Origin of the sequence: Chitinophaga ginsengisoli, from assembly GCF_003014595.1 — a bacterium.
Taxonomy (GTDB): Bacteria; Bacteroidota; Bacteroidia; order Chitinophagales; family Chitinophagaceae; genus Chitinophaga; species Chitinophaga ginsengisoli.
Genome location: NZ_PYGK01000002.1, coordinates 665808 through 688099, shown reverse-complemented (window position 1 = coordinate 688099; position 22292 = coordinate 665808). Strand labels below are relative to the sequence as shown.

The following is a 22292-nucleotide window of genomic DNA, read 5'->3' as shown; positions in this document are numbered from 1 at the left end:
CATGTTTAATAAGTTTATCCAGAGACCCGTTCTCTCAATAGTTATATCACTTATCATCGTATTTCTGGGGGCGATTGCCATTACCCAGTTGCCGGTGACGCAATTCCCATCCATTTCACCTCCTAAGGTGAACGTTACTGCGGAATATCCCGGTGCGAATGGTGAATTGATGGTGAAATCAGTGCTCATTCCCCTGGAAAGGGCTATCAACGGTGTTCCGGGAATGAAATACATGACCTCCGATGCGGGTAACGATGGTGAGGCTACCCTACAGGTAGTATTTAACCTCGGAACTGACCCGAACCAGGCGTCATTGAACGTACAGAACCGTGTGGCATCAGTAGTGAATAAATTGCCGCCATTGGTAGTGCGCGAGGGTGTGAAAGTAACCCGCGTGGAATCCAGCATGCTGATGTACGTAAACCTTTACAGTGAAGATCCAAATGCTGACCAGAAATTCCTTTTCAACTTCGCCGACATTAACATCCTGCCTGAACTAAAAAGGGTAGATGGTGTCGGATTCGCTGATATCCTTGGTAACAGGGAATATGCTATGCGTATCTGGCTGAAGCCTGACCGTATGCTGGCATACAAGATCTCTGCAGACGAAGTAATGAAAGCACTGGACGAACAAAGTCTGGAAGCTTCTCCTGGTAAAACAGGTGAGAGCTCCGGTAAAAGATCCCAGTCGTTCGAATATGTATTGAAATATTCCGGAAGGTTCAGTAATAAATCACAGTATGAAAATGTCATCCTGCGATCCAATCCCAATGGGGAGATACTGCGTCTGAAAGACGTAGCTGACGTGGAGTTCGGCAGCTCGATGTATGATATCTACTCCAACCTGAATGGTAAGCCTTCCGCGGCGCTTGTATTGAAACAGTCATATGGAAGTAATGCGAGCCAGGTTATCAAAGATGTAAAGGAAAAGCTGAAGGAGATCAAAGCGAATTCTTTCCCTAAAGGGATGAATTATGAGATCAGCTACGACGTATCCAAATTCCTGGATGCTTCTATTGAGAAAGTGGTACACACACTGGTAGAAGCCTTTATCCTGGTAGGTATCGTGGTATTCCTGTTCCTGGGCGACTGGCGTTCTACGCTGATCCCGGCAATGGCGGTACCTGTATCCCTGATCGGTACGTTTGTGTTCATGCAGTTCTTCGGTATTACGCTGAACCTCATCACCCTGTTTGCCCTGGTATTGGCAATCGGTGTGGTGGTGGATGATGCCATCGTAGTAATTGAGGCCGTCCATGCGAAGATGGAAAAAGAACATCTGTCGCCGTTGAAGGCTACTAAAAAAGCCATGCATGAGATCGCGGGAGCGATTATCGCCATCACCTTCCTGATGTCTGCGGTATTCGTACCGGTAGCGTTCATGTCTGGTCCGGTGGGTATATTCTATCGTCAGTTCTCCATCACCATGGCAACTGCGATCGTACTTTCCGGTATTGTGGCGTTAACGCTGACGCCTGCACTTTGTGCGATGATCCTGAAAAATAATCATGGAAAACATAAGAAGAAATCACTGGTAGATAAATTCCTGGATAGCTTTAACAGAGGCTTCGACAAGATGTCTGCGAAGTATATGAAGGTATTGCGCAGCATCGTGAACAGGAGAGTGGTGACCTTTGGTTTGCTGGCTGTTTTTTGTGTCTGCACATATTATCTGAATGGTACTGTACCATCGGGTTTCATTCCGAATGAGGACCAGGGTATGTTATATGCCATTATCCAGACGCCTCCAGGTTCATCACTGGAAAGAACAAACGAGGTAGCGGAAAGACTGCAGAAGATCTGTGAAGAGATCGACGGTGTACAATCCGTTTCTGCGCTGGCCGGTTATGAGATCCTGACAGAAGGAACCGGTTCCAACTCTGGTACCTGTCTGATCAACCTGAAGAACTGGGAAGAGCGTAAACACTCTGTACTGGAGATCATGGAGGAATTGGAAGAGAAAACCAAAGACATCGCAGGCGCGAATATTGAATTCTTCCAGCCGCCAGCTGTACCTGGTTATGGTGCTGCCGGTGGTTTCGAGTTGCGTTTGCTGGATAGAGGCGGATCAGGTGACTATAAGAAAATGGAAGAGGTAAGTAATGAGTTCGTAAAAGAACTGAGTAAACGCAAGGAGCTGTCGTCTGTGTTCAGCTTCTACAGCGCCAGCTTCCCACAGTACATGATGCGCATTGATAATGACATCGCGCAGCAGAAAGGTGTGTCAATTGATAACGCGATGAACACACTTTCTACGATGATCGGAAGTAACTATGAGATCAGCTTTATCAAATTCGACCGTCCATATAAGGTGATCATACAGGCTGCTCCTCAATACAGGGCTTTGCCTGAAGACATCCTGAAACTGTATGTGAAGAATGACCGTGATGAGATGGTACCATTCTCCGCTTTCATGAAGATGGAAAAGGTGTATGGTCTGTCGGAGATCACCCGGTATAACATGTACAACTCATCGCAGATCAGTGGTTCTGCCGCTCCCGGTTACAGTAGTGGTCAGGCCATCCAGGTCATTGATGAAGTGGCGAAGAAAACTTTACCGAGAGGATTTGGTATTGACTGGGCCGGTATTTCGAAAGATGAGGTGGCTCAGGGTAACCAGGCTATTTACATCTTCCTGATCTGTCTTGGTTTCGTGTACCTGATCCTTGCTGCACAGTATGAGAGCTTCATCCTGCCATTGTCAGTGATCTTGTCATTACCTGCAGGTATCTGTGGTGCCTTCTTCCTGCTGAAAGTACTGGGCCTGGAAAATAACATCTATGCCCAGGTAGCAATGGTAATGCTGATTGGTTTGCTGGGTAAGAACGCGGTGTTGATCGTGGAGTTTGCCGTGCAGAAGCACCGCTCAGGATCATCTGTGCTGGCAGCTGCTATGGAAGGTTCCAAGGTAAGGTTCCGTCCTATCCTGATGACTTCCTTCGCGTTTATAGCGGGTCTGATCCCACTGGTACTGGCTTCAGGACCGGGTAAGATCGGTAACCGCACTATCGGTACTGCCGCCTGCGGTGGTATGCTTTTCGGAACCATCTTCGGTGTGTTGATCATACCCGGATTGTACTACATATTCGGCAAGATCGCAGAAAGACGCATGCTTGTTAAAGAAGAAGAAGAGAATCCTTTAACCGAAGAAATTGAAGACAATGTATATGTATAAATTGAGGATGAACAGATGGGCTGGTGCGTTGGGCGCATGCCTGGTAGTGGCAGCCTGTAAGGTCCCGAAGATTGTTGCACCGCCTGACACAAAGCCGGTGCCTGCGACATACGACAATAGCCAGGATACAACCAATACATCCGCCGTACAATGGCGTGAATTCTTTAAAGATAAAGACCTGGTAAACCTGATCGATACAGCGCTGAAAAATAACCAGGAGCTGGCGATCACTTTACAGGAAATTGAGATCGCGAGAAATGATATCAGGTCCCGTCAGGCGCTGTTACTGCCCTCAGTAGGTGTGAGGGCAGGAGCAGGCGTCGAAAAGGTAGGCAGATATACCAGTCAGGGTGCAGGTGATGCCTCTACGGAGATTGAACCCGGAAAAGAGATGCCGGACCCGCTGGGTGATTTCACTATCGGTGCTTATGCCAACTGGGAAGTGGACATCTGGAACAAACTGCACAATTCTAAAAAAGCGGCGGTTACCAGGTTCCTGGCTACAGTAGAAGGCAGAAATTTCGTACTGACTAACCTGATAGCAGAAATAGCTAATTCTTATTACGAATTGATCGCTTTCGACAACCAGCTCGTGATTGTACGGCAGAACATCGACCTGCAGAAGAACGCGCTGGAGATTGTGAAAGTACAGAAAGAGGCTTCCAGGGTAACAGAACTGGCCGTGAAGAAATTCGAGGCGGAAGTACTGAAGTCCCGGAGCCTGGAGTACGACATTCTGCAGAACATTAAGGAGACGGAGAACAGGATCAACTTCCTGTTGGGTCGTTATCCGCAGGAAATACCCAGGAATAAGGAGAACATCCTGACCATCATGCCAGCTATGATCAGCACCGGTATTCCGTCTCAGTTACTGGCTAATCGTCCTGATATCAAACAGGCGGAGCTCGAACTGACAGCTGCAAAACTGGACGTAAAGGTGGCACGTGCAGAGTTTTATCCTTCATTGGGTATCTCAGCAGGTGTTGGATTTCAGGCATTTAAGCCATCATATCTGTTCAAGCTTCCGGAGTCATTATTGTATTCCGCAGCCGCAGATCTGGCAGCGCCGCTTATTAACAAAAATGCGATCAGGGCAGAGTTTAACAGTGCCAACGCACGGCAGTTACAGGCCCTGTACAACTATGAACGTACCATCCTGAATGCGTTCCTGGAAGTATCTACGCAGATGTCCAATATCAACAACCTGAAGAAAAGCTATGAGCTGAAATCACAACAGGTGGATGCACTGACCAAGTCTATTGATATCTCCAATGATCTGTTCAAATCCGCCAGGGCTGATTATTTAGAAGTATTGATGACACAGCGTGATGCATTGGATTCAAAGCTCGAACTGGTTGAAACCCAGAAAGAACAGCTGAATGCAGTGGTAAATATTTACAGGAACCTTGGAGGTGGCTGGAAATAAGAACCTTATCATCTAAATAAACAAACGGAGCCGGCAGACAACTGACCGGCTCTTTTTGTTTTATATAGCTTCCCCGGGTGATAGCCCAAAACGACATGTCCCAAAAACACCCTACGCAACACATTTTTAAAATAAACATAACCTGGAGTTAACAACAAATTCCGGAAAGCGCCTTATCATTGCAGCCGATTTCATAAGACACTATAGCCTATGGGGGACTTTTACGCACAACCAATATTGTTTCGTTCTGTCTGTTTTATTTTCGCTGACTTTGCTTTAAAGCCCATATATTGCATGGATAGCCTCCAGACGAACTAATACTGCGTATAACCATTAGCTAGGATCACACTACATTCAGCGTGGCAACCAACAAGCCATGATCAGGTACTTCTTTTTACATTCAAGCATAATAGTAGATTGCCAATGAACAATCAGTTTCTTTTAATTGTAGCAGTATGGCTTTCAGCCGCAAGCCCTTCCGTGGCTAATACGGTAAGCCATCTTAACTATGATCGGGTAATCCGCCAGGAGCCCATCAAAGGAGTGGTAGTCGGCACAGACGGCACCCCTATACCAGGCGCTTCTGTGAAATCCCTTTCCTCTAAAAAGGTGACAACCACTAACGACCGCGGAGAATTCTCCCTGCAGGCAGCCGAAGGCGAGAAATTAGTTATCTCCTCTATCGGTTTCACACAGCAGGAAGTAGCAGCCAGCGGCTCATTTATGCGTATCACACTGGCCGCCAGCAGCAGCCAGCTCGGTGAAGTGGTAGTAGTTGGTTATGGTAGCCAGACCAAAGCCGACGTTACAGGTGCATTGACTCAGCTGAAAGCTGATAACATAAAGCAGGGTGTCAACGTTTCTGTTGATAACATGCTCCAGGGTAAAGTATCCGGTGTGCGCATCGCTCAGTCAAGCGGTGAACCCGGCGCCGGCGTGGACGTATTCATCCGTGGTGTCGGTTCTATCCGTAGCGGTAGTACGCCACTCTTCGTTGTTGACGGAGTGCCGTTAAGTAACGATAACGTGAGCGCAGGTGGCCCTAACTTCGGTCTGGGTAGCTCTGAACCTAAAAATCCGCTGAACTTCCTGAACACCAGCGATATCGAAACCATCACCATCCTGAAAGACGCTTCCGCAGCGGCTATCTATGGTGCAAGAGGTTCTAACGGTGTTGTACTGATCACCACTAAACGTGGTAGTAAAGGTGCTCCTACCTTAACTTATGATACCTATATCGGTACTTCTTCTGTTATCAGAAAGCTTGACGTGCTTAAAGCGGATGAATACCGTAAGGCTATTAAAGACCCATCCTACGACCACGGTGGTAACACCGACTGGCAGGATGTGATCTACCGTAACGCATTCGTACAGAACCACAACCTGTCTTTTGCTAAAACTTCCAATACCGGTAGCTTCCTCGCATCAGTGTCTCACATGGACCAGGATGGTATCGTAGAAACCAGCACTTTCAAAAGAACGACTGCAAGACTAAACGCTGAAGAAGGCTTCTTCGATGACAAACGTCTGACTGTTAAGATGAACCTGACAGCGAGCAACATCGATGAAACCGGTATCCCTAACGGTAATACCGCAGGTTCCGATGGTCAGCTGATCATTCACGCATTGATGGCGAACCCTACACGTTCAGTGTTCGATTCTACCGGCAAATACACCAACTTCAACATGAACGCCCACTACAATCCGGCCTACCTGTTGAGTATTTATAAAGATAAGACCAATACCTTCCGTGTACTGGGTAACGTTGAAGCGGCATTCAGAATCTTAAAAGGCCTGAACTACCGTATCAACTATGGTATCGACAAGTCTACCTCTGAGCGTAACTCTACCATCTATCCGAACATCACGGACAGAACACCACTGGGTGCTTATGTACAGAACAACCTGTCATCACTCACTACACTGCTGGACCAGTACCTGACATACAACCGTTCCATCAACAAACACCAGTTTGAATTAATGGGTGGTTTCTCTTACCAGAAATTCCAGTTCGCAGGAACTGCCTTTGGTACACAGGGTATCTCCAAGCAGGGTGAAGGTGTAGATCCTGAGTACAACCCAGGCTATTCCGGTACACCAACTGCTCCAAGCGGTTATGCACAGGAAAACGAACTGCAGTCTTTCTTCGGCCGTGTGAACTATAACTACGATAATAAGTACCTGGTAACAGCGTCCTTACGTGCGGATGGTTCTACCCGTTTCGGTGAAGATAAAAAATATGGTTACTTCCCATCATTTGCATTGGGCTGGACCCTTTCCCGTGAAGGCTTCCTGAAAGACATCAGCGCTATCCAGGACCTGAAACTCCGCGCCAGCTGGGGTCAGACCGGTAACCAGGAAGTGACTAACAAGATCACCCAGGCGAGTTACGCACTGTCACCATCTGCAGGTTATTACCTGTATGACGACCATACCGTTGTAAACGGTGTACTTGTAAACCGTACCGCTAACCCGGGCTTGAAATGGGAGATGGTAGAACAGTACAACATCGGTGTTGACTTTGATCTTTGGAAAGGTAGGTTATACGGTTCATTGGAATATTATAACAAGACCACTAAAGATCCTATCCTGAATATTCCTTCTGGTCCGCTGAGTCCTACCACTACTATCTGGAAGAACGTAGACGCGCAGATCGTGAACAAAGGTTTCGAATTCATGTTGGGAACCACGCTGATCCGCACAAAGGATTTCAGCTGGTCACTGGACGTAAATGGATCCACACTGTCTAACAAGATCAAAGACCTGCCTGTCTCTGAATTATACTCAGGTAGTATCTCCGGTCCGGGTCTTTCCGGTGTGAATGCCAACATCTATAAGAATGGCTATGAAGCAGGATCTTTCTTCATGCTGAAACACCTGGGCTACGATAAAGATGGTAAAGACATCTTTGAAGATATAACCCACGATGGTGTAATCAACTCCAGCGACAGGCAGATCTTCCAGGGTGCTATTCCTAACTTCAACTTTGGTATCAACAGCCAGCTGCGTTACAAGGCATTTGACCTCGGCTTCTCCTTTATCGGACAAACCGGCGGATACCTGGTGAACAACACTGCACTGGACCTGAATATCAATAGCCTTGTATCTGACCGTAACGTACTGACAAAGTATTACGAAGACGGTGCAAACACTGCCAACCAGGTACAGTTATCTTCCTTATACCTGGAGAAATCTGACTTCATCCGTCTGAGCAACCTGCGCCTGGGTTATACATTGACGCTGGCTAAAGAAGCATGGCTGAGATCATTGAACATATATGTAAGCGCTCAGAACCTGATGACCATCACCGGTTACTCCGGTTATGATCCACTGGTGAATACTACCAAGATCGTTGGTGGAAACCAGTCCCTGGGTGTTGACTATGCTACCTATCCGGCAGCAAAAACATTCCTGTTGGGTGCAACCGTTAAATTTTAGAGATTATGAGAAAGAAATTACAACTGCATAAATTAGCTTGTATAGCACTCACCATAACCATGGTGGGATGTACCGACCTGAAGGAACAAGTGATCGACGAGGTATTAGGATCTAACAATTCAAATCCTGAAAACGCGCTGGCGGCAGCATATGGACAAATGGGCGATGCTACCTTTGTAGATCATACCAACGTGTTCGGGTTATCAGAATATTCAACCGATGAGGCCATGCTGCCTACCCGTGGTAGCGATTGGGGGGATAATGGTGTTTACCGTGCTATTCACGAGTTTACCTGGGGGCCTGATAACTCTCTGGTGACTAATACCTGGAACAACCTGAACGCAGGTATTACAAAATCGCTGACTGCCATCAGCACTATCAACAACAAAGCCGATTTTACCAACAAGAAGCTGTTCCTTGCCGAGGCAAGAGCCCTGCTGGTATTTTATACCTACCATACACTGGATCTTTATGGACAGGCTCCATACAGAGATCCATATAACGCAAATGCACAGGTGGAGGTAAGAAAGGCAGCTACCGCCATCGACGATCTGATCAAAGAAATGGAAACCATCCTGCCCGACCTGGCCAACCTGAAAGAACAGAATACAAACAACGGACGTTTCACCAAACAGGCTGCTTATGGTGTGTTGGCTGACATGTATATGAACCGCGCCGTATTCAAAGACCGTTATGCTACCGGTGGCTTCAACTTCAAGGAAGCAGCGGTTGACAACAATGGTACTGATATGGACAAGGTGATCTACTATACATCGCAGATCATCAACAATTCACAGTTTCAGCTTGAAAGTAACTATTTCAAAAACTTTGACATAGACAACAACGGTAGGCCCGAACTGGTTTTCGTAGTATCTCAGAATATCAATAACCTGCGTGGCAGCGATAACGACTTCGCATACATGCCGATGGAAAGGAACCAGAAACCCTCACCCAATAATAGAGGTACCAATGCCGTTTGTACCACACCTCAGTTCTACCACACCTGGGATAATAATCATGCGGATCCAAGGTTCTCCAGACATTATCAATATAGCGACGGAACATGGTTTATGAACGATGGTAGCGACACAAGCGTACCTGCATCCAGCAAAGTGGCAAACAGTGGCGGTCTGCCCTGGTTCCACTTCAACCGTGGTATGCAGGTAGGTCAGCAATATGGACCCAAAATATCAGGTACCGGTTTCGAAATGAGCCCTGCTAATCGTATTAAAGTATTTAAGCTCTTCTGCGAAAAGAATACGACATTACCAGCTGACTTTACACCGGAGCTCGATTTTAGTGACCCTGTACAGTCTGTATTCACACAAGCACAGATCAACCGTGGCGTGCGTATATTCAAATTTGAGTTCGATCCTGAAAAGGATAATGCTACCAGCAACGTAGATATTCCACTGGTTCGTCTGGGTGGTATGTACTGTCTGCGCGCAGAGGCTTATTTCCGTAACGGTCAGACAGATCTGGCACTGGCAGATATCAACAAATTACGTACTACCAGAACCCGTGAATCGCTGTATGCCAATGCTCCTGGTGTGGCATTGACTGCCCTGACTGAACAAGCGCTGTACAATGAGCTAGGTTTTGAGATGTATTGGGAAATGCAGAGAAGGAAACAGGCTATCCGCTTTGGTAAATTCGAAGCTGCTGATCCTGGTTCCGCTAAACCTGAATCTAAGCCTTTCCGCAGGATCTATCCAATTCCACAGTCAACTATGGATGCGACGAAGATCTACCAGCAGAATGACAAATATTAATGAGGGCTGACTGAAAGTTAGTTCAACATAAAAGTAAATGGCTCGCCTTGGTGAGCCATTTACTTTTTAGACATTCTGGCAAGTATCTTTTTGGCCCTTGAGATAAATGCCGCGGTCTCATTAGGCATAGCATCTTCAATAATCATTTTAAGCTCTCCCTTGATATCCGGGTAGATATTCGAAAGATTCTCCAGTACTGTCAACGAGAATGCCTTTACAGCCGGTTTCTCTGTAGGACTGCTGATGTAGTTGAAGCAATGGTTCATCACCACGCCGTGATATTTTTCGGGAATAGGCACTGTCTGTAAGGCCCTGATCGTATTTCTTTTTGCTGCCGATCCTACTGCAGGGTTATCCAGGTTATCCAGCAGGACAGGTAAGTGCTTCTTAGCAAGCTCCGGATGATCCTGCAATACATAACTCAGGGGCCATGCGGCCCTTTGTACCACACGATATTCCTCATTGATGAACAGATCTACCAGTTGGGCAAACCGTTCCGCAGAATCACCGATCCAGTGTACGATCCGCATACAATTTTCTTTGGTATGCTCTTTCAGTAGTTCATCACGTAACTTCATATGTTATTGTTGTCGGGACTAAAGTGGACCGGAAGTTAATCATTTATGGAATGAACAACAATAAAGGAGTATGAACGTCCGGATAGATCAGGGAGGGGTACTATGATTAAAATTATCTACTGAAAAAATTTGACTGTTAAAGAATTAAAGGTCAAATTTACAATTGATAGGCCGGCAGGTCTTTATGTTACCTTGTTTGATGGCCTTACTATTACATTCCCGCGGGTTTAAATACCTGGAAAATTAAACGTTATGAAGTTCAGAAAGACAGATTCCCGAAACATCACGAGGCCGTTTCTATTAGGTGTTTTAAGCATTTTGACTGCATTTTCCTGTCTGGGGCAGGAAGTATCAGGTCCTGGCCTGAAAGATTATTACCGTTCATTTTTTCCCATTGGCGTTTCCGTTTCTCCCCGTGTATTGAAAGGAGAGGAAGCACAGCTGATCATCAGTCAGTTTAACAGCGTCACACCTGAGAATGACATGAAAATGGGAAACATCCATCCACGGGAGAATGAATACAATTTTGGGCGGCCTGATTCCATTGTTGCCTTTGCGCTCCGGAATAAAATGAAGATCAGGGGACATACACTTTGCTGGCATAACCAGGTGCCGGCATGGATCTTCAAAGATGAAAAAGGCGATACAGTATCCAAGGAGATATTATTACGACGTTTAAAGGACCATATCACGACAGTAGTAACCAGATACAAGGGAAAAGTATATGCCTGGGATGTCGTGAATGAGGTTATCAGCGACAAAAAGGAGGAGTTTTACCGCAATTCCGCCTGGCTGCGGATATGTGGCCCGGAATTCATAGAAAAGGCCTTTCAGTGGGCACATGAAGCGGATCCGCAGGCAGTACTGTTTTATAATGACTACAATGAGATCAATCCGGTAAAGAGAGCCAAAATTATCCAGATGGTAAAAGACCTGCGCGCGAAAGGCGTACCTGTTCAGGCGATAGGTTTACAGGCGCACTGGGCTTTCAATGAACCAACCGAAGATCAGCTGGAAAAAACCTTCGCTGACTTTGCTGCACTGAAGATCCCGCTACAGGTAACAGAACTGGACATTTCTGTGTATCCAAAAGAGCATGAAGCCAGGGCGAGAAGTGCCAGCGATGCAGATACCAGCTATAACAGGGAAAAGGAAAACAGTCAGGCGGAACAATATCGCCGATGCTTTGCCATATTCCGTAAGTATAAAAATGCTCTGACCGGCGTGACTTTTTGGAATCTATCTGACAGGCATAGCTGGCTGGATAATTTCCCGGTACAGGGCAGGAAGGATTATCCCCTGTTGTTTGACAGGAACCTTCAACCTAAAAAAGCCTTTAAGGAAGTGGTCAGCTTCTAAAAACAAATAAGACCCGCAAGTGCGGGCCTTATTCATAGGGTTTTGCTTATAGGATAGGTGATTGAACTGATGCCGGGGAATGGCGAACAGCACCCGGGAATGAATAAGGTAGGGTCTTACCCGGCCGGAAGTGCATTCCGGACCGGATAACAGACCGCTCATTGTTCAATGGTTGGTTTATAAGACAATCTACTGTAGTAACTTCTTCAAAGTAGTCTCCAGGGCTTCTCCCCTCAGGTACTTTGCGACGATCCTTCCATCAGGATCGATCAAAAAATTCATAGGTATAGCGTTCACTTCATATAATTTTGCCGCTTCGTTTTCCCAGGCTTTCAGATCTGACACCTGTGTCCATGGTAAACCGTCTTTTTCAATGGCCTCCAGCCACTTTTCTCTGTCGCCCGGTTTATCCAGGGAAACGCCCAGTACCGTGAAACCTTTATCTTTATAAGTGTTATAAGCTTTTACCACATTCGGGTTCTCTCTTCTGCAAGGTCCACACCAGGAAGCCCAGAAATCAAGCAGCACATATTTCCCTTTGAAATCAGACAGCTTCACGGGTTTACCATTTACGTCAGTCTGAGTGAAATCAGGTGCAGGAGCGCCCTCCTGTGTTTTCTTTACCTTCAGTATTTTAGCCAGCAATTCCTCGCCCAGGTCTGATTTACGGATCTTTTCATCCAGCTCGTTGAAGTTCTTCTCTGCTGCTACCGCATCAAATTCAGGTGGTATGGTTGAGTTAAAAGCAACCAATGCCATGTAGTGTGTCGGATTGGCCTTTACATACTTCATTTTCACTGCAAGGATCTCTTGTTGTACGGCATTCGCTCTTTCATCAAGACTGGCCAGGTAAGCGGAGTCCTTTTTCTTTTCTTCCGGCTGGCTCTTATACTCTTCGTTGAGCACCGTGTATTTATCATAATACGGTTTCAATATTGCCGTCACTTTCGCATTGTCATCATTGGCAGGAGAGCCTTTGATCACCGCATTGTGAATAGAGTCTTTGGCAGTGAGCGTAATAGTTCTGTCTTCAATGAAGAAAGCAAGGACATCGTCCTTAGGGCGCATAACAGGGTTCTGTGGCTCATCATCATGTTTAACGAGGATATGCGCTTCTTTAGGTGCGCCTACCATTCCACGGAAGGTAAACTGACCGTTATGGATGATGGCTGAATCCATGAACCGCTCGCCTTTTACTCTGTAAGCGAGATATGCTTTAGCTGGCGGATTCAGTTTGCCCACGCTTCCTTTTATTGTATAAGATTGCTGTGCGTATGACGACAAGGGTGCGCCCAGAACAGCCAGCATCAGTATTTTATGTATGTTCATGTTTTCTTGTTTTTCTATTTACGCACTTTTTTATTCGCTTCAGCTGCGGGTTTTAATTGTTGGGTATAGAGCGCAGGCTGTTCCAGCAGTCGTACTGCTTCGCGGAAGCTTGCGTTGTCGCTGTTAAGCACCCGCATGTAATAGTCGTTTCCGGCAAACAGTTGGGTAGCTATCTGTGCTTTCATCTCCAGCGACAACAAGCTGATAGCCCGGTCTTTATTGCCTGTGTGCATCGGCAGTCCTGCTTTTTCAGCATTTGTTACTACCTGTTGTAGCAGACTGGCAGGAACGGTGTATTCTTTGTTAAAGGCATTAAAGTCAGGATAGGTGGCCATCAGTTTCGCACGGTTGCTATCCAGGTAGTCAAAAGTAGGTTTGGTGATCAATCCGAATTGGGAGATGTACTGTAACCAGCTGTTATATTCTACCGTATCTATCGGGATGTAACGGTCGGGCATAATACCGCCACCGCCATATACCGTGCGTTTGTTAACGAGCGTCGTGTATTTCAGAGAATCGGGGAAGTGGATCACATTGGCATCAAGGAGCTCGCCACTGGCCAGACGGGTCTGTGCATTATCGTCGTACTTGTCGCCATGATAAGGCTTTTGTATAGAACGTCCGGAGGGCGTATAATAGCGGGCGCCTGTCAGTTCCAGTATAGAGCCATCAAACAGGGGAACCGGCCGTTGCATCAGTCCCTTGCCGAAACTTCTTCTACCAACGATCACAGCGCGGTCCCAGTCCTGCAATGCACCTGTCAGTATTTCACTGGCAGAAGCGGTAGACTGGTCGATCAGCACTACCAGTTTCCCTTCGGGGAAACTACCGAAGCCGCCGGCATAGTAATAGTCTTTACCCTTATCTCTGGGTACGCTGTAAAACACCAGCTGATCTTTCTGGAGGAATTCGTCAGCTACGCCGATGGCTGCTTCTACATAACCGCCACCATTACCCTGCAGGTCGAGAATAAGGCTCTGCATGCCCTGATCTTTCAGTGTCTTGATAGCTTTATCCATTTCAGTCCTGGTGGTCCCATTAAAGATGCGGAGGGAAATGTAGCCCACTTTATTATTGACCATATAAGCCGTGCTTACTGATTTATCAGCTACCACATCACGTATTATTTCTTTTGTCAGCGTGCTGCCCGTCGATTTGCGAAGTACCACAAGAGAGAGGGGAGAGCCCTTCTGCCCGCGGATGCTTTTCATAATATCATAGCTGGTTACACCGGCTACCGGTTTACCATCAATAGATAAGATCCTGTCACCCGACATCAGGCCCGCTTTCTCTGCCGGTCCGTCGTTTATTACCTGCGTAATATATACGCTGTCTTTTTCCGTAATAAACTGTATACCTATACCGGCAAAGTTGCCTTTCATCGACTCACGCATCTGCAAAGCGTCATCTTTCGCGTAGTAGCGGGAGTGTGGGTCCAGTTCCCGCAGCATTCCGGCGATGGCGGCATTAACAAGACTTTCGTCTGTTAAGGAATCAACATAGTTTTCCTGAATGCCTTTAAGTGCCTGCCAGAGTTTTTCCTTGGGATTGACCTGTGCTTTAAGCTGGAATGAAAGGCCTATAAATGCCATCGTAATGATGGAGTATCTTTTCAGCAACATGATTATTTCTCTGATTTTAAAAGTTCAATCGCATAGGACAGTTCGTCAGCCAGTTTGCTGGGACTACCAGAGTACCCTTCAGACGTATACCGCATGATGCCATCTTTCAGAATAACCTTTCTGGGGATGGCAGAAGATTGGAAATAGGGTACGAATGTCTTAAACACCGCATCCTGTCCACCTGTCTCTTTATTGATACCATCGTGCAGTAAGTGAAAGCGAAAGCCCTGTTGTTTAACATAGCCGGTTGATTTTTGCTTATAGTCGCCGGTCTGCATGGTACCTACCATATACACTTCTACCTGCGGATCATTGGCATATTTATCAACCACCAGCTGCATGCCTGGGAAGGCGCTGATACAAGGTTTGCACCAGGTGGCCCAGAAGTCAAGCACAACGATCTTGTTGCCCCATTCGCTGGACCTCACCAGTTTGCCATCCGCATCTTCCAGTGCAAAGGGAACGTACTCCACATTAGTGAGGTGTTCTTTCACATGGGTCTTCAGCTCTTCCTGCTCTTTGTCTGAGCGCAATGAAGCGAGATAGGTCTCATATGCTGCCGCGTCCTTGTTTTTGAAGAGATAGATCTCTTTCAGTTTGTCCAGCATTTTAGGTGTCATGGTATTTGCGCTGACACATTTTTCCAGGAATGGCTGAACGGCTGCCTGATCGCCTGTTTGCAGCAGGATATTCATATGCTTTTCATTGAGATCGGCAGTGCCATAGGCGCCTTTGGCAGAGAAGTGGTTAAAGTATTCCTTTGCCTCCGCATATTTTTTCATGTCATACAGCAGGGAAATATGCGTACCTAGCTGGTTGTCCAGTTGCTCAGAAGCGTTGGCTGCCGCCTGCTCTTTGTTGAATACACCTTCTTCTATGTAAGAGCCATCATTCACTTTCGCGATCAGTTCCTTCACCAGGGAGGTAGACACCTGGTACAGGGTATCCTGGCCAAGTGTATGGAAGGTATAGGCCCTCATAATATTCCAGCGGTATATTTCATTCTCCGCCTTATAATCCAGCGGCGTACAGAAGGTGATCAGTTCTTTGAACTGTTTGGTTTCAAAGTAGGCTGTTCCTACCATACGGTGAATGCTGTAATAAATGAATCCCTGCTGATTGGGGTGAGCGCGCCATTCATCGTATGGGAAAGCTTTGAAGAAGTTGTTGGCGATCGTGATGACTTCGTCATTGCTTTTGGCCTTATTGAATTGCTGAAAAGCACTCATCCGTGCAAAAGAACCTTTTGGATACTTGCTGATCAACAGCTGTTCCAGTTCTGTTGCCCGTTTCAGGTCCTTCACTTCAAACTGGTAGTAGTGCTGAATGCTTTCCAGTTGCTGTGATGTCAGGTCTGTTCTTTTGATCAATTCCTTTGGGTCAGCATTTTTGTATTGCTCGTTTTTCTGGGCGAATACTGTAATAACGCCAAGTAGAAGGGAGCAGCCGATTAAACTTATTCTTCTCATATCTTTTACGGTTGATGTTTATCGTGCGTTCTGTGTGATCTCAGGATTCTGTTCTATGTTTTTCGGAGGAATGGGATACACATAGCGGTCGCCCGGTACCAGTGTATAAGTAGTTCCTTTGAAGGTCCTGCTTTCAGTTTCCGCCAGTGCAGGTTCTACGCTCAGCCTGCGCTGATCGAACCAACGCAGCCCGGTGCCAAACAGTTCTCTTCTTCTTTCGTCGAGAACGATATGCAGGGCTTCATCAGCAGTAGTAGCTGATAATGCTACATATGTAGAGGGACTGAAGCGTTTTTGCCTGAGGGTATTTACCAGCGCTATCGCTTCATCTTTCTGTCCGTTTCTTGCCAGTCCTTCTGCCTGTATCAGCATCATTTCCGGTACGGCCACGCCTACGCTTACATTGTCGCCCGCGAAGAGCATATCGCGATAGGACCCCCTTCCTGTGAAAGAGGGGAAAAAAGAGCTACCGTTGCGTGTAAATAATTTATATCGCAGATCATCCGTAGAAAACCTGTTTATTAACTCGTCGCTAAGCGGAAGGTTAAGATAACCCGGTTTTGCCGCCTGTTTTGACAGGATGACCTCCGGATTCAGTAATCGTCGTGGATAGGCGGAACCACCTGCTGTATAGTTATTCAGGTCCAGCAGGGTATGCTGGTAACTCAGTGCTTTTGCGGCATTGTCCGCAGCTTCTGCGTAACGTTGCATGTAGAGATAAGTCCTTGACAGCATGGCATAAACAGCCGCTTTCGCTGGATGCAGATTATTACTGGGCTGATCCGGCAATACGGGCAGTGCCTGTGTCAGGTCAAGCAGGATCTGATCGTATACCTGTTGAACGGATGCGCGCGTGAGGTTAGCGAAAAGATCAGGGGTAAGTAACAACGGCACGCCCGGATCTTTGGATGCATTGGCCGTGTTATATACACGTGCATAGAGATTGATGAGCGTCAGATAGGCAGTGGCTCTTTGTACCTGTGCCTCAGCATATGCTTTTTGTTTCTCTGCTGTTGTACCGTTTTCGCTCTCCATTACATTTGCTGTGATCTGGTTGCAGGTGTAGATCTGCTTATACAGCTGATCCCATCCTGCATCGCCCTGATCGGAGGTATAGTAGTCTGCCGCCCATGTATATATGTTGTCCAATCCATTCATCAGTTGCCCCTGTAGGCTAGTATTGGCATCAAGATTAATATCATCGCTGGATACCATTGTCAGGCTGGCCGACTGTTCAAACAGGCTCACATTATTCAGTAGTCGCTGAAAGTCAGCAGTGTATTTAAATTCACGTTGGTTGGGTTGTTCTATCTCAACATATTTGCGGCAGGATGTAGTTATCCCGGCGATTACCAACAGTGTTATATAGAGATGTTTGATTGTCATTTTGGTCGATTTTTCTGGTGTTAGAAAGAAGCATTCAGGCTCATGAAATAACTGGTAGCGGGAGGCAGGTTATTGTAGTTGGTACCGTTGATGTAACTCGGATCTACACCTGCTTTGTTCTTCTTCCAGATGATACCCAGGTTTCTGGCCGACATGCTTAATCCGAGCGACTTCACTGCCATTCTTGACAATAGCTGTGAGGGTACCTGGTATCCCAGTGAGATCTGCTGAAGACGTATATGACTAGCACTTTCTACGAGCAGATTCGAACTCTTGTAACGGTTACTGCTGTTCGTAGTTACATTAGGCAGTCCCGGTACGTTCGTGAATGCCTCATCGCCTGGTTTCCGCCAGCGTAGTGCCAGGTCGCGTTGTGTACCGATAAGGCCCAGGTAATTGCTGGTAGCATAATCAGGATAATTCTCGATAGAAAGACGGCGGAATACATGTCCCATTTCATAGTTGATACGTACGCCGATAGAGAATGATCTATAGGTGAAATCGTTGAAGAATCCACCAAAGTAAGGTGGTGTGGTACGGCCCATGTAGACTAAGTCCTGCGCAGTTATCTGATTATTTCCCATATCAGCGGTGATGATCTTACCTTCTTTATTATATACCTGGGACCTTCCCTTATTGTCCAGACCTGCCCAGCGGTATGCATACATATAGTCGGTAGGCATGCCTACAATGGGCGAACTGCTGTTGACAGCCATACTGCTGGTAGGCGGATTAAAACGTGAATCTGTTACCTCGTTGGTATTGTATGCAAAATTGAAAGTGGAAGCCCAGCTAAAGTGCTTGCTGCGGATGATCTCTCCCCTGATGCCCAGTTCATAGCCATGTCCTTTCATGCTGGCAGCATTATACTGCAGGCTGGTCCATCCATAGGTGCTATTGATAGGGAATGTCCACAGAATGTCGCTGGTCTTCTTCCTGTAAGCATCTGCGCTTACAAACAGGCGGTTATGAAAGAATCCGAGATCTACGCCCAGGTTCCATGTTTTTGTCAGTTCCCAGCTCACTTTATCGTTGGCCGGAGAGAGGACGTCTCCATATGGCTCACGTGTAACGGGATCGAGACCTCTCAGGTTCAATATCGCGGCATTAGTTGCGCTGGTGGGTATTGAACCACCAGTACCATAGGTGAGGCGCAGGTTTAATTTATTCAGCCAGGTAACATCTTTCATGAAATCTTCTGCAGTAACATCCCATTTCAGGCCGGCAGACCACAGTGGTCTTGCACGTTTCCCGCGGGAAGCACCTGCCAGCGAGAAGTCATCAAAGCGTACACTGGCTGAAGCAATATAGCGGTTGTTCAGCATCGAAAATGCTGCGTTACCATAATAGGACAAAAAGCGATTGATGGATTTCGTGATGGAGCCATCAGAGAAGCCCAGCATAGAAGTCCAGCCCTGTACTGTCTGATAGGAGGCATTGGGGTCCCAGGAGGAGGATGAGTAAGTATCCTCGTCAAAACCGTAGCGCGTTTGCTGGTAACGGGTGCCCTGATCTTCGCGGATCTCAGCGCCAGCTAATGCATTGAGGTTGTATTTATCACTCCAGGATTTGTTGACATTCAGCTGACCGCGTAATCCGTAATTGAAGGAAGTACGATTACTGTTGATCATCTTTCCACCAAAAGGAATACCATATACCAGACGGCCATTAGAGCCAATGGTGGTGGCTCCATTGATAAGCGTCCGGGTATCATAACTGTTCAGCTCCTGGAGGTTGATATCCTCGCCGATATTACGTTGTAAAATACCGGAAACGCTTGCATTGGCCCATTTGGTGATTTTCGTATTGATATCTGCCGTAAAGCGGAAGTGGTTTTCTTTTGTATTGATGTTGCCATAGTTCAGCTCCTGGAGCGGGCTATATGTCCATGGCAGGTAGCCTTTACTTAGGAAGTCGGCGGCCACTTCATCCCGGAAGTCGATAGACCGTGCAATAGGATGACCGGTAGCGTCCTGCAGCATTTCATAAGGGCGTAGTCCCAGTCTGCTGTTGCTAATGGCATTAACGGCAGCGGTATTGGACACACTGGAGCTATAGCTGTAGTTGATACCGGTGTTGATGGTCACTTTATTGTTAAAGAGATCATTGCTCATGTTAGCCGTCACAAAGTAACTTTCGCCTTTGTTGCTTTTGAACACGGGTACATCTTTGGTATAATTGGTAGAGATATAATAGGTGCTGTTTTGTCCGCCGCCGGAGAAGGACAGGTTATACTGTTGTGAAGTAGCGTGTTGCATAAGCAGATCGCGGATCTGTTTGCGGTTGTCCAGTTTTCCCAGTGCAGCGAGGGCAGAGTCTCGCTGTTGAGCAGTAGCGGTTCCACGGTCCACCTTGAACATCCATTCCAGTGATTCGCTGACAGGCTTGTTCTGGTTGAAGGTCATCCAGCTATTATCCCAGATAAGCGGGTCTGTGAAGTAGCCCAGATCTTTCATCTCCTTTTCAAGCTCGATATATTGCGGAGTGGTCATCCGGTTCAGATTATCCAGGTTGGCAGGGGCGGATGTACTAAGGTTAGTGTTGAAGTTTAGCTGAGAGGAATTCTTCCTGCCTTTCTTTGTCGTGATGACGATCACACCATTAGCGGCTTTAGCACCCCATATGGACGTAGCAGCGGCGTCTTTTAGTATGGTGATTGATTCGATATCCTCGGGGTTATAACGGCTCAATATGGCCCCGCCGGTTGTATTGCTATTGAGTCTGGTAGTAAGGTTCTGTTCTACTGCCGGGAAACCGTCTATTACGATGAGCGGCGTGCTGCCGGTAGTAGCACTTAATGTGTTGATGCCGCGGATACTGATCGTGTTAGTTCTCGGATCAAAACGGGCGCCAGGCACGAGGCCTTGCAGGCGTTCCATCAGATCTACAGAAGGAACACTTTTAATATCTTTCTGGGTGATCTGACCAAATGAACCGGTAGCCCGTTCTTTTGGCAGGGTCTGGTAACCGGTGGAAACAACATTCACTTCCCGCAGCTGATGCAGGTCAGACTGCATTTGTACATTGATAACAGCTTTATCGCCAATGTTTATCTTCATGGGTACCATACCAATGAAGGTAAAGACGAGGGCTTCCGTTTTCTCTGTCAGCCTGATGGTATAGCGGCCGTCACTGCTGGAGCTTACGCCCATTCTCACGCCAAGACCTTCCGGGATGACAGTCACGCCTGTCAGCGGATGTCCTTCACTATCGGTGACCGTACCTGTGATCGTCTGCACATACTCCGGCGGCGGAAGACGAAATGTATTGTCTTCTGCCGGTGCATCGCTGGTTTGAGGTCTCCTGTTATCTTTAATGATAGTATAGTAGTTTTCCTGTACATATAGGAAAAGGAATCCTTTGTTGTAGAGCAGTTCTTTAAGTACACTTTCTACTGGTGCGGACTTGGTAAGAGGGCGTTTGAAATTGACATATACATTGTCCAGTAAATGCTCTTCATAAGAAAATTTTGTTCCGTACACAGCTCTTACTTCATCAAGCGCAGCTTTCAATTTTACCTGCTGTTGGGCAAATAAGGTCTGTGTCAGTGTTACACAGAGGAAACACATGACAACTAACATTCTCCTGTTCATGTTACTAATTTTGGCTGATAATTAAATGATTCCCTTTTTGATTGATTTTAAGATTAAACACCTTTTTTAACACAAAAAGAATGTCTTCGGCATTCGTTGCCGGTATTGTCCCTGTAAGCCTTCTCTGCGCCAGTTGTGGCGTTTGTAATGTGATTTCATATCCATAGGTATCTTCCAATACGTTCAGGATCTCCTGGAGAGTATACCCATCCAGGTCCATTTCATTGTTTGTCCATGCTTTGTTTATCTGCGGCTTTCTCTCCAGATCTTTCAGTTGCTGTTTGCTGCTGTCGTATACAAATGCGTCTCCTGGTTTAAGTACCCTGACAAATGCGCCTTTGCCTGTCTTTTCTATTCTGATCCTGCCTTCCAGGAGTGAGATCTCTGTTGTGTTGCGGCGGTTCTTTACATTAAACCGGGTGCCGAGTACAGTCAGTTCAAGATCGCTGACGTGTACATGGAATGAATCTGACTCCTGAAGACGGTTCTTTATTGCTACATGTTTTACCTCAAAGAATGCCTCGCCGTGCAGCCATATTTCCCTTGGCTTATCTGATTTCCAGGTACGGGAGTAGGAAATGAGTGAATTGCCATTTAAGGTAACGACCGATTCATCTGGTAATATGATCTGTTCATGTTTGCCAAAATCCGTCCGGTATGATCTTTCGCCCTGCGCTGCCCATTCTCTGATGGCTATAAATAACAGGATGGTTGCTGCAATGGACCCTGCCCATCTGGCGGCGATTTTCAGCGGCCTGTAATACCGCTGCTGTTGATGTTCGTATGCTGATATTTCTGTGCTGACCCTTGACCACAGCTGCGACTGGTCTGTAGCCGGATGATATGCCGGCTGTTTATTTATTAATAGTACCCAGATACGTGCTTCTTCCATGACAGTCACTTTCTCCGGATACTGTTTAGCTACGAGATCCCAGTAGGCAGCAGAAGCCTCATCTCCGTTCAGGACGTGACGAATGAACTGTTCATCGCTGAAGAAGTTGGTAGTGGTATATTGACTATAATCCTGCTGATGTTCCATAGCTGTAATTAAATACACCGCTTATTAACTTTTTATCCCGTTTGCCGGCTAAAAAGTCAATAATTTTATTTTTAAGGCATTAAAATGAATAATTTCTAAAAACGAC

Annotated in this window: 12 protein-coding genes; 5 read left to right on the top strand and 7 right to left on the bottom strand. The window is 46.6% G+C overall.

Annotated features, from left to right (window positions below):
- Nucleotide 1: 1 nt before the first annotated feature.
- The 4 genes from CLV42_RS07300 (at nt 2) to CLV42_RS07285 (ending at nt 9811) form a co-directional block, all read left to right on the top strand.
- Entirely contained in the window at nt 2-3175 is a 3174-nt protein-coding gene (locus tag CLV42_RS07300; protein ID WP_106601232.1) for an efflux RND transporter permease subunit, read from the top strand.
- Nucleotides 3176-3182: 7 nt separating this feature from the next.
- Nucleotides 3183-4601 (top strand): TolC family protein, encoded by a 1419-nt coding sequence (locus CLV42_RS07295; protein ID WP_245901530.1) that lies wholly within the window; start codon nt 3183-3185, stop codon nt 4599-4601.
- Between the two features lie 423 nt (nt 4602-5024).
- Complete coding sequence (locus CLV42_RS07290; protein ID WP_106601231.1) at nt 5025-8039, top strand: SusC/RagA family TonB-linked outer membrane protein; 3015 nt, start codon at nt 5025-5027, stop codon at nt 8037-8039.
- A gap of 5 nt (nt 8040-8044) precedes the next feature.
- A complete protein-coding gene (locus tag CLV42_RS07285) occupies nt 8045-9811 on the top strand; it encodes a RagB/SusD family nutrient uptake outer membrane protein (RefSeq protein ID WP_106601230.1) in 1767 nt (588 codons plus the stop codon).
- Nucleotides 9812-9870: 59 nt separating this feature from the next.
- Here CLV42_RS07285 and CLV42_RS07280 read toward each other — a convergent pair whose 3' ends face one another.
- On the bottom strand, nt 9871-10389 hold the full coding sequence (locus CLV42_RS07280) for a hypothetical protein (protein WP_106601229.1): 519 nt from the start codon (nt 10387-10389) through the stop codon (nt 9871-9873).
- A 252-nt stretch (nt 10390-10641) separates the two neighbouring features.
- Between CLV42_RS07280 and CLV42_RS07275 the strand changes: the two genes are divergently transcribed.
- Entirely contained in the window at nt 10642-11748 is a 1107-nt protein-coding gene (locus CLV42_RS07275; RefSeq protein ID WP_106601228.1) for an endo-1,4-beta-xylanase, read from the top strand.
- A 189-nt stretch (nt 11749-11937) separates the two neighbouring features.
- On the opposite strand, the gene CLV42_RS07270 is transcribed toward CLV42_RS07275, so the two are convergent.
- From CLV42_RS07270 to CLV42_RS07245, 6 genes are read right to left on the bottom strand one after another with little or no spacing between them, the layout of a single operon-like run.
- Nucleotides 11938-13077: a TlpA disulfide reductase family protein gene (locus CLV42_RS07270; protein WP_211303397.1), complete on the bottom strand. Its 1140-nt coding sequence runs from the start codon at nt 13075-13077 to the stop codon at nt 11938-11940.
- A 14-nt stretch (nt 13078-13091) separates the two neighbouring features.
- Nucleotides 13092-14699 carry a S41 family peptidase gene (locus CLV42_RS07265; protein ID WP_106601227.1) on the bottom strand — a complete coding sequence of 536 codons (1608 nt, stop codon included), beginning with the start codon at nt 14697-14699 and terminating at the stop codon, nt 13092-13094.
- Nucleotides 14700-14701: 2 nt separating this feature from the next.
- Entirely contained in the window at nt 14702-16168 is a 1467-nt protein-coding gene (locus tag CLV42_RS07260) for a TlpA disulfide reductase family protein (RefSeq protein WP_106601226.1), read from the bottom strand.
- An 18-nt stretch (nt 16169-16186) separates the two neighbouring features.
- Nucleotides 16187-17554 carry a RagB/SusD family nutrient uptake outer membrane protein gene (locus tag CLV42_RS07255; RefSeq protein ID WP_106601225.1) on the bottom strand — a complete coding sequence of 456 codons (1368 nt, stop codon included), beginning with the start codon at nt 17552-17554 and terminating at the stop codon, nt 16187-16189.
- A gap of 20 nt (nt 17555-17574) precedes the next feature.
- Entirely contained in the window at nt 17575-21147 is a 3573-nt protein-coding gene (locus tag CLV42_RS07250) for a SusC/RagA family TonB-linked outer membrane protein (RefSeq protein WP_106601224.1), read from the bottom strand.
- Nucleotides 21148-21151: 4 nt separating this feature from the next.
- Nucleotides 21152-22186 carry a FecR family protein gene (locus CLV42_RS07245; protein ID WP_106601223.1) on the bottom strand — a complete coding sequence of 345 codons (1035 nt, stop codon included), beginning with the start codon at nt 22184-22186 and terminating at the stop codon, nt 21152-21154.
- Between the last annotated feature and the right edge of the window lie 106 nt (nt 22187-22292).

What these genes read in the sequence shown, in the direction of transcription:
- CLV42_RS07300 (WP_106601232.1), top strand. Translation starts at nt 2, where the DNA reads ATGTTTAATAAGTTTATCCAGAGACCCGTTCTCTCAATAGTTATATCA.
- CLV42_RS07295 (WP_245901530.1), top strand. Translation starts at nt 3,183, where the DNA reads ATGAACAGATGGGCTGGTGCGTTGGGCGCATGCCTGGTAGTGGCAGCC.
- CLV42_RS07290 (WP_106601231.1), top strand. Translation starts at nt 5,025, where the DNA reads ATGAACAATCAGTTTCTTTTAATTGTAGCAGTATGGCTTTCAGCCGCA.
- CLV42_RS07285 (WP_106601230.1), top strand. Translation starts at nt 8,045, where the DNA reads ATGAGAAAGAAATTACAACTGCATAAATTAGCTTGTATAGCACTCACC.
- CLV42_RS07280 (WP_106601229.1), bottom strand. Translation starts at nt 10,389, where the DNA reads ATGAAGTTACGTGATGAACTACTGAAAGAGCATACCAAAGAAAATTGT.
- CLV42_RS07275 (WP_106601228.1), top strand. Translation starts at nt 10,642, where the DNA reads ATGAAGTTCAGAAAGACAGATTCCCGAAACATCACGAGGCCGTTTCTA.
- CLV42_RS07270 (WP_211303397.1), bottom strand. Translation starts at nt 13,077, where the DNA reads ATGAACATACATAAAATACTGATGCTGGCTGTTCTGGGCGCACCCTTG.
- CLV42_RS07265 (WP_106601227.1), bottom strand. Translation starts at nt 14,699, where the DNA reads ATGTTGCTGAAAAGATACTCCATCATTACGATGGCATTTATAGGCCTT.
- CLV42_RS07260 (WP_106601226.1), bottom strand. Translation starts at nt 16,168, where the DNA reads ATGAGAAGAATAAGTTTAATCGGCTGCTCCCTTCTACTTGGCGTTATT.
- CLV42_RS07255 (WP_106601225.1), bottom strand. Translation starts at nt 17,554, where the DNA reads ATGACAATCAAACATCTCTATATAACACTGTTGGTAATCGCCGGGATA.
- CLV42_RS07250 (WP_106601224.1), bottom strand. Translation starts at nt 21,147, where the DNA reads ATGAACAGGAGAATGTTAGTTGTCATGTGTTTCCTCTGTGTAACACTG.
- CLV42_RS07245 (WP_106601223.1), bottom strand. Translation starts at nt 22,186, where the DNA reads ATGGAACATCAGCAGGATTATAGTCAATATACCACTACCAACTTCTTC.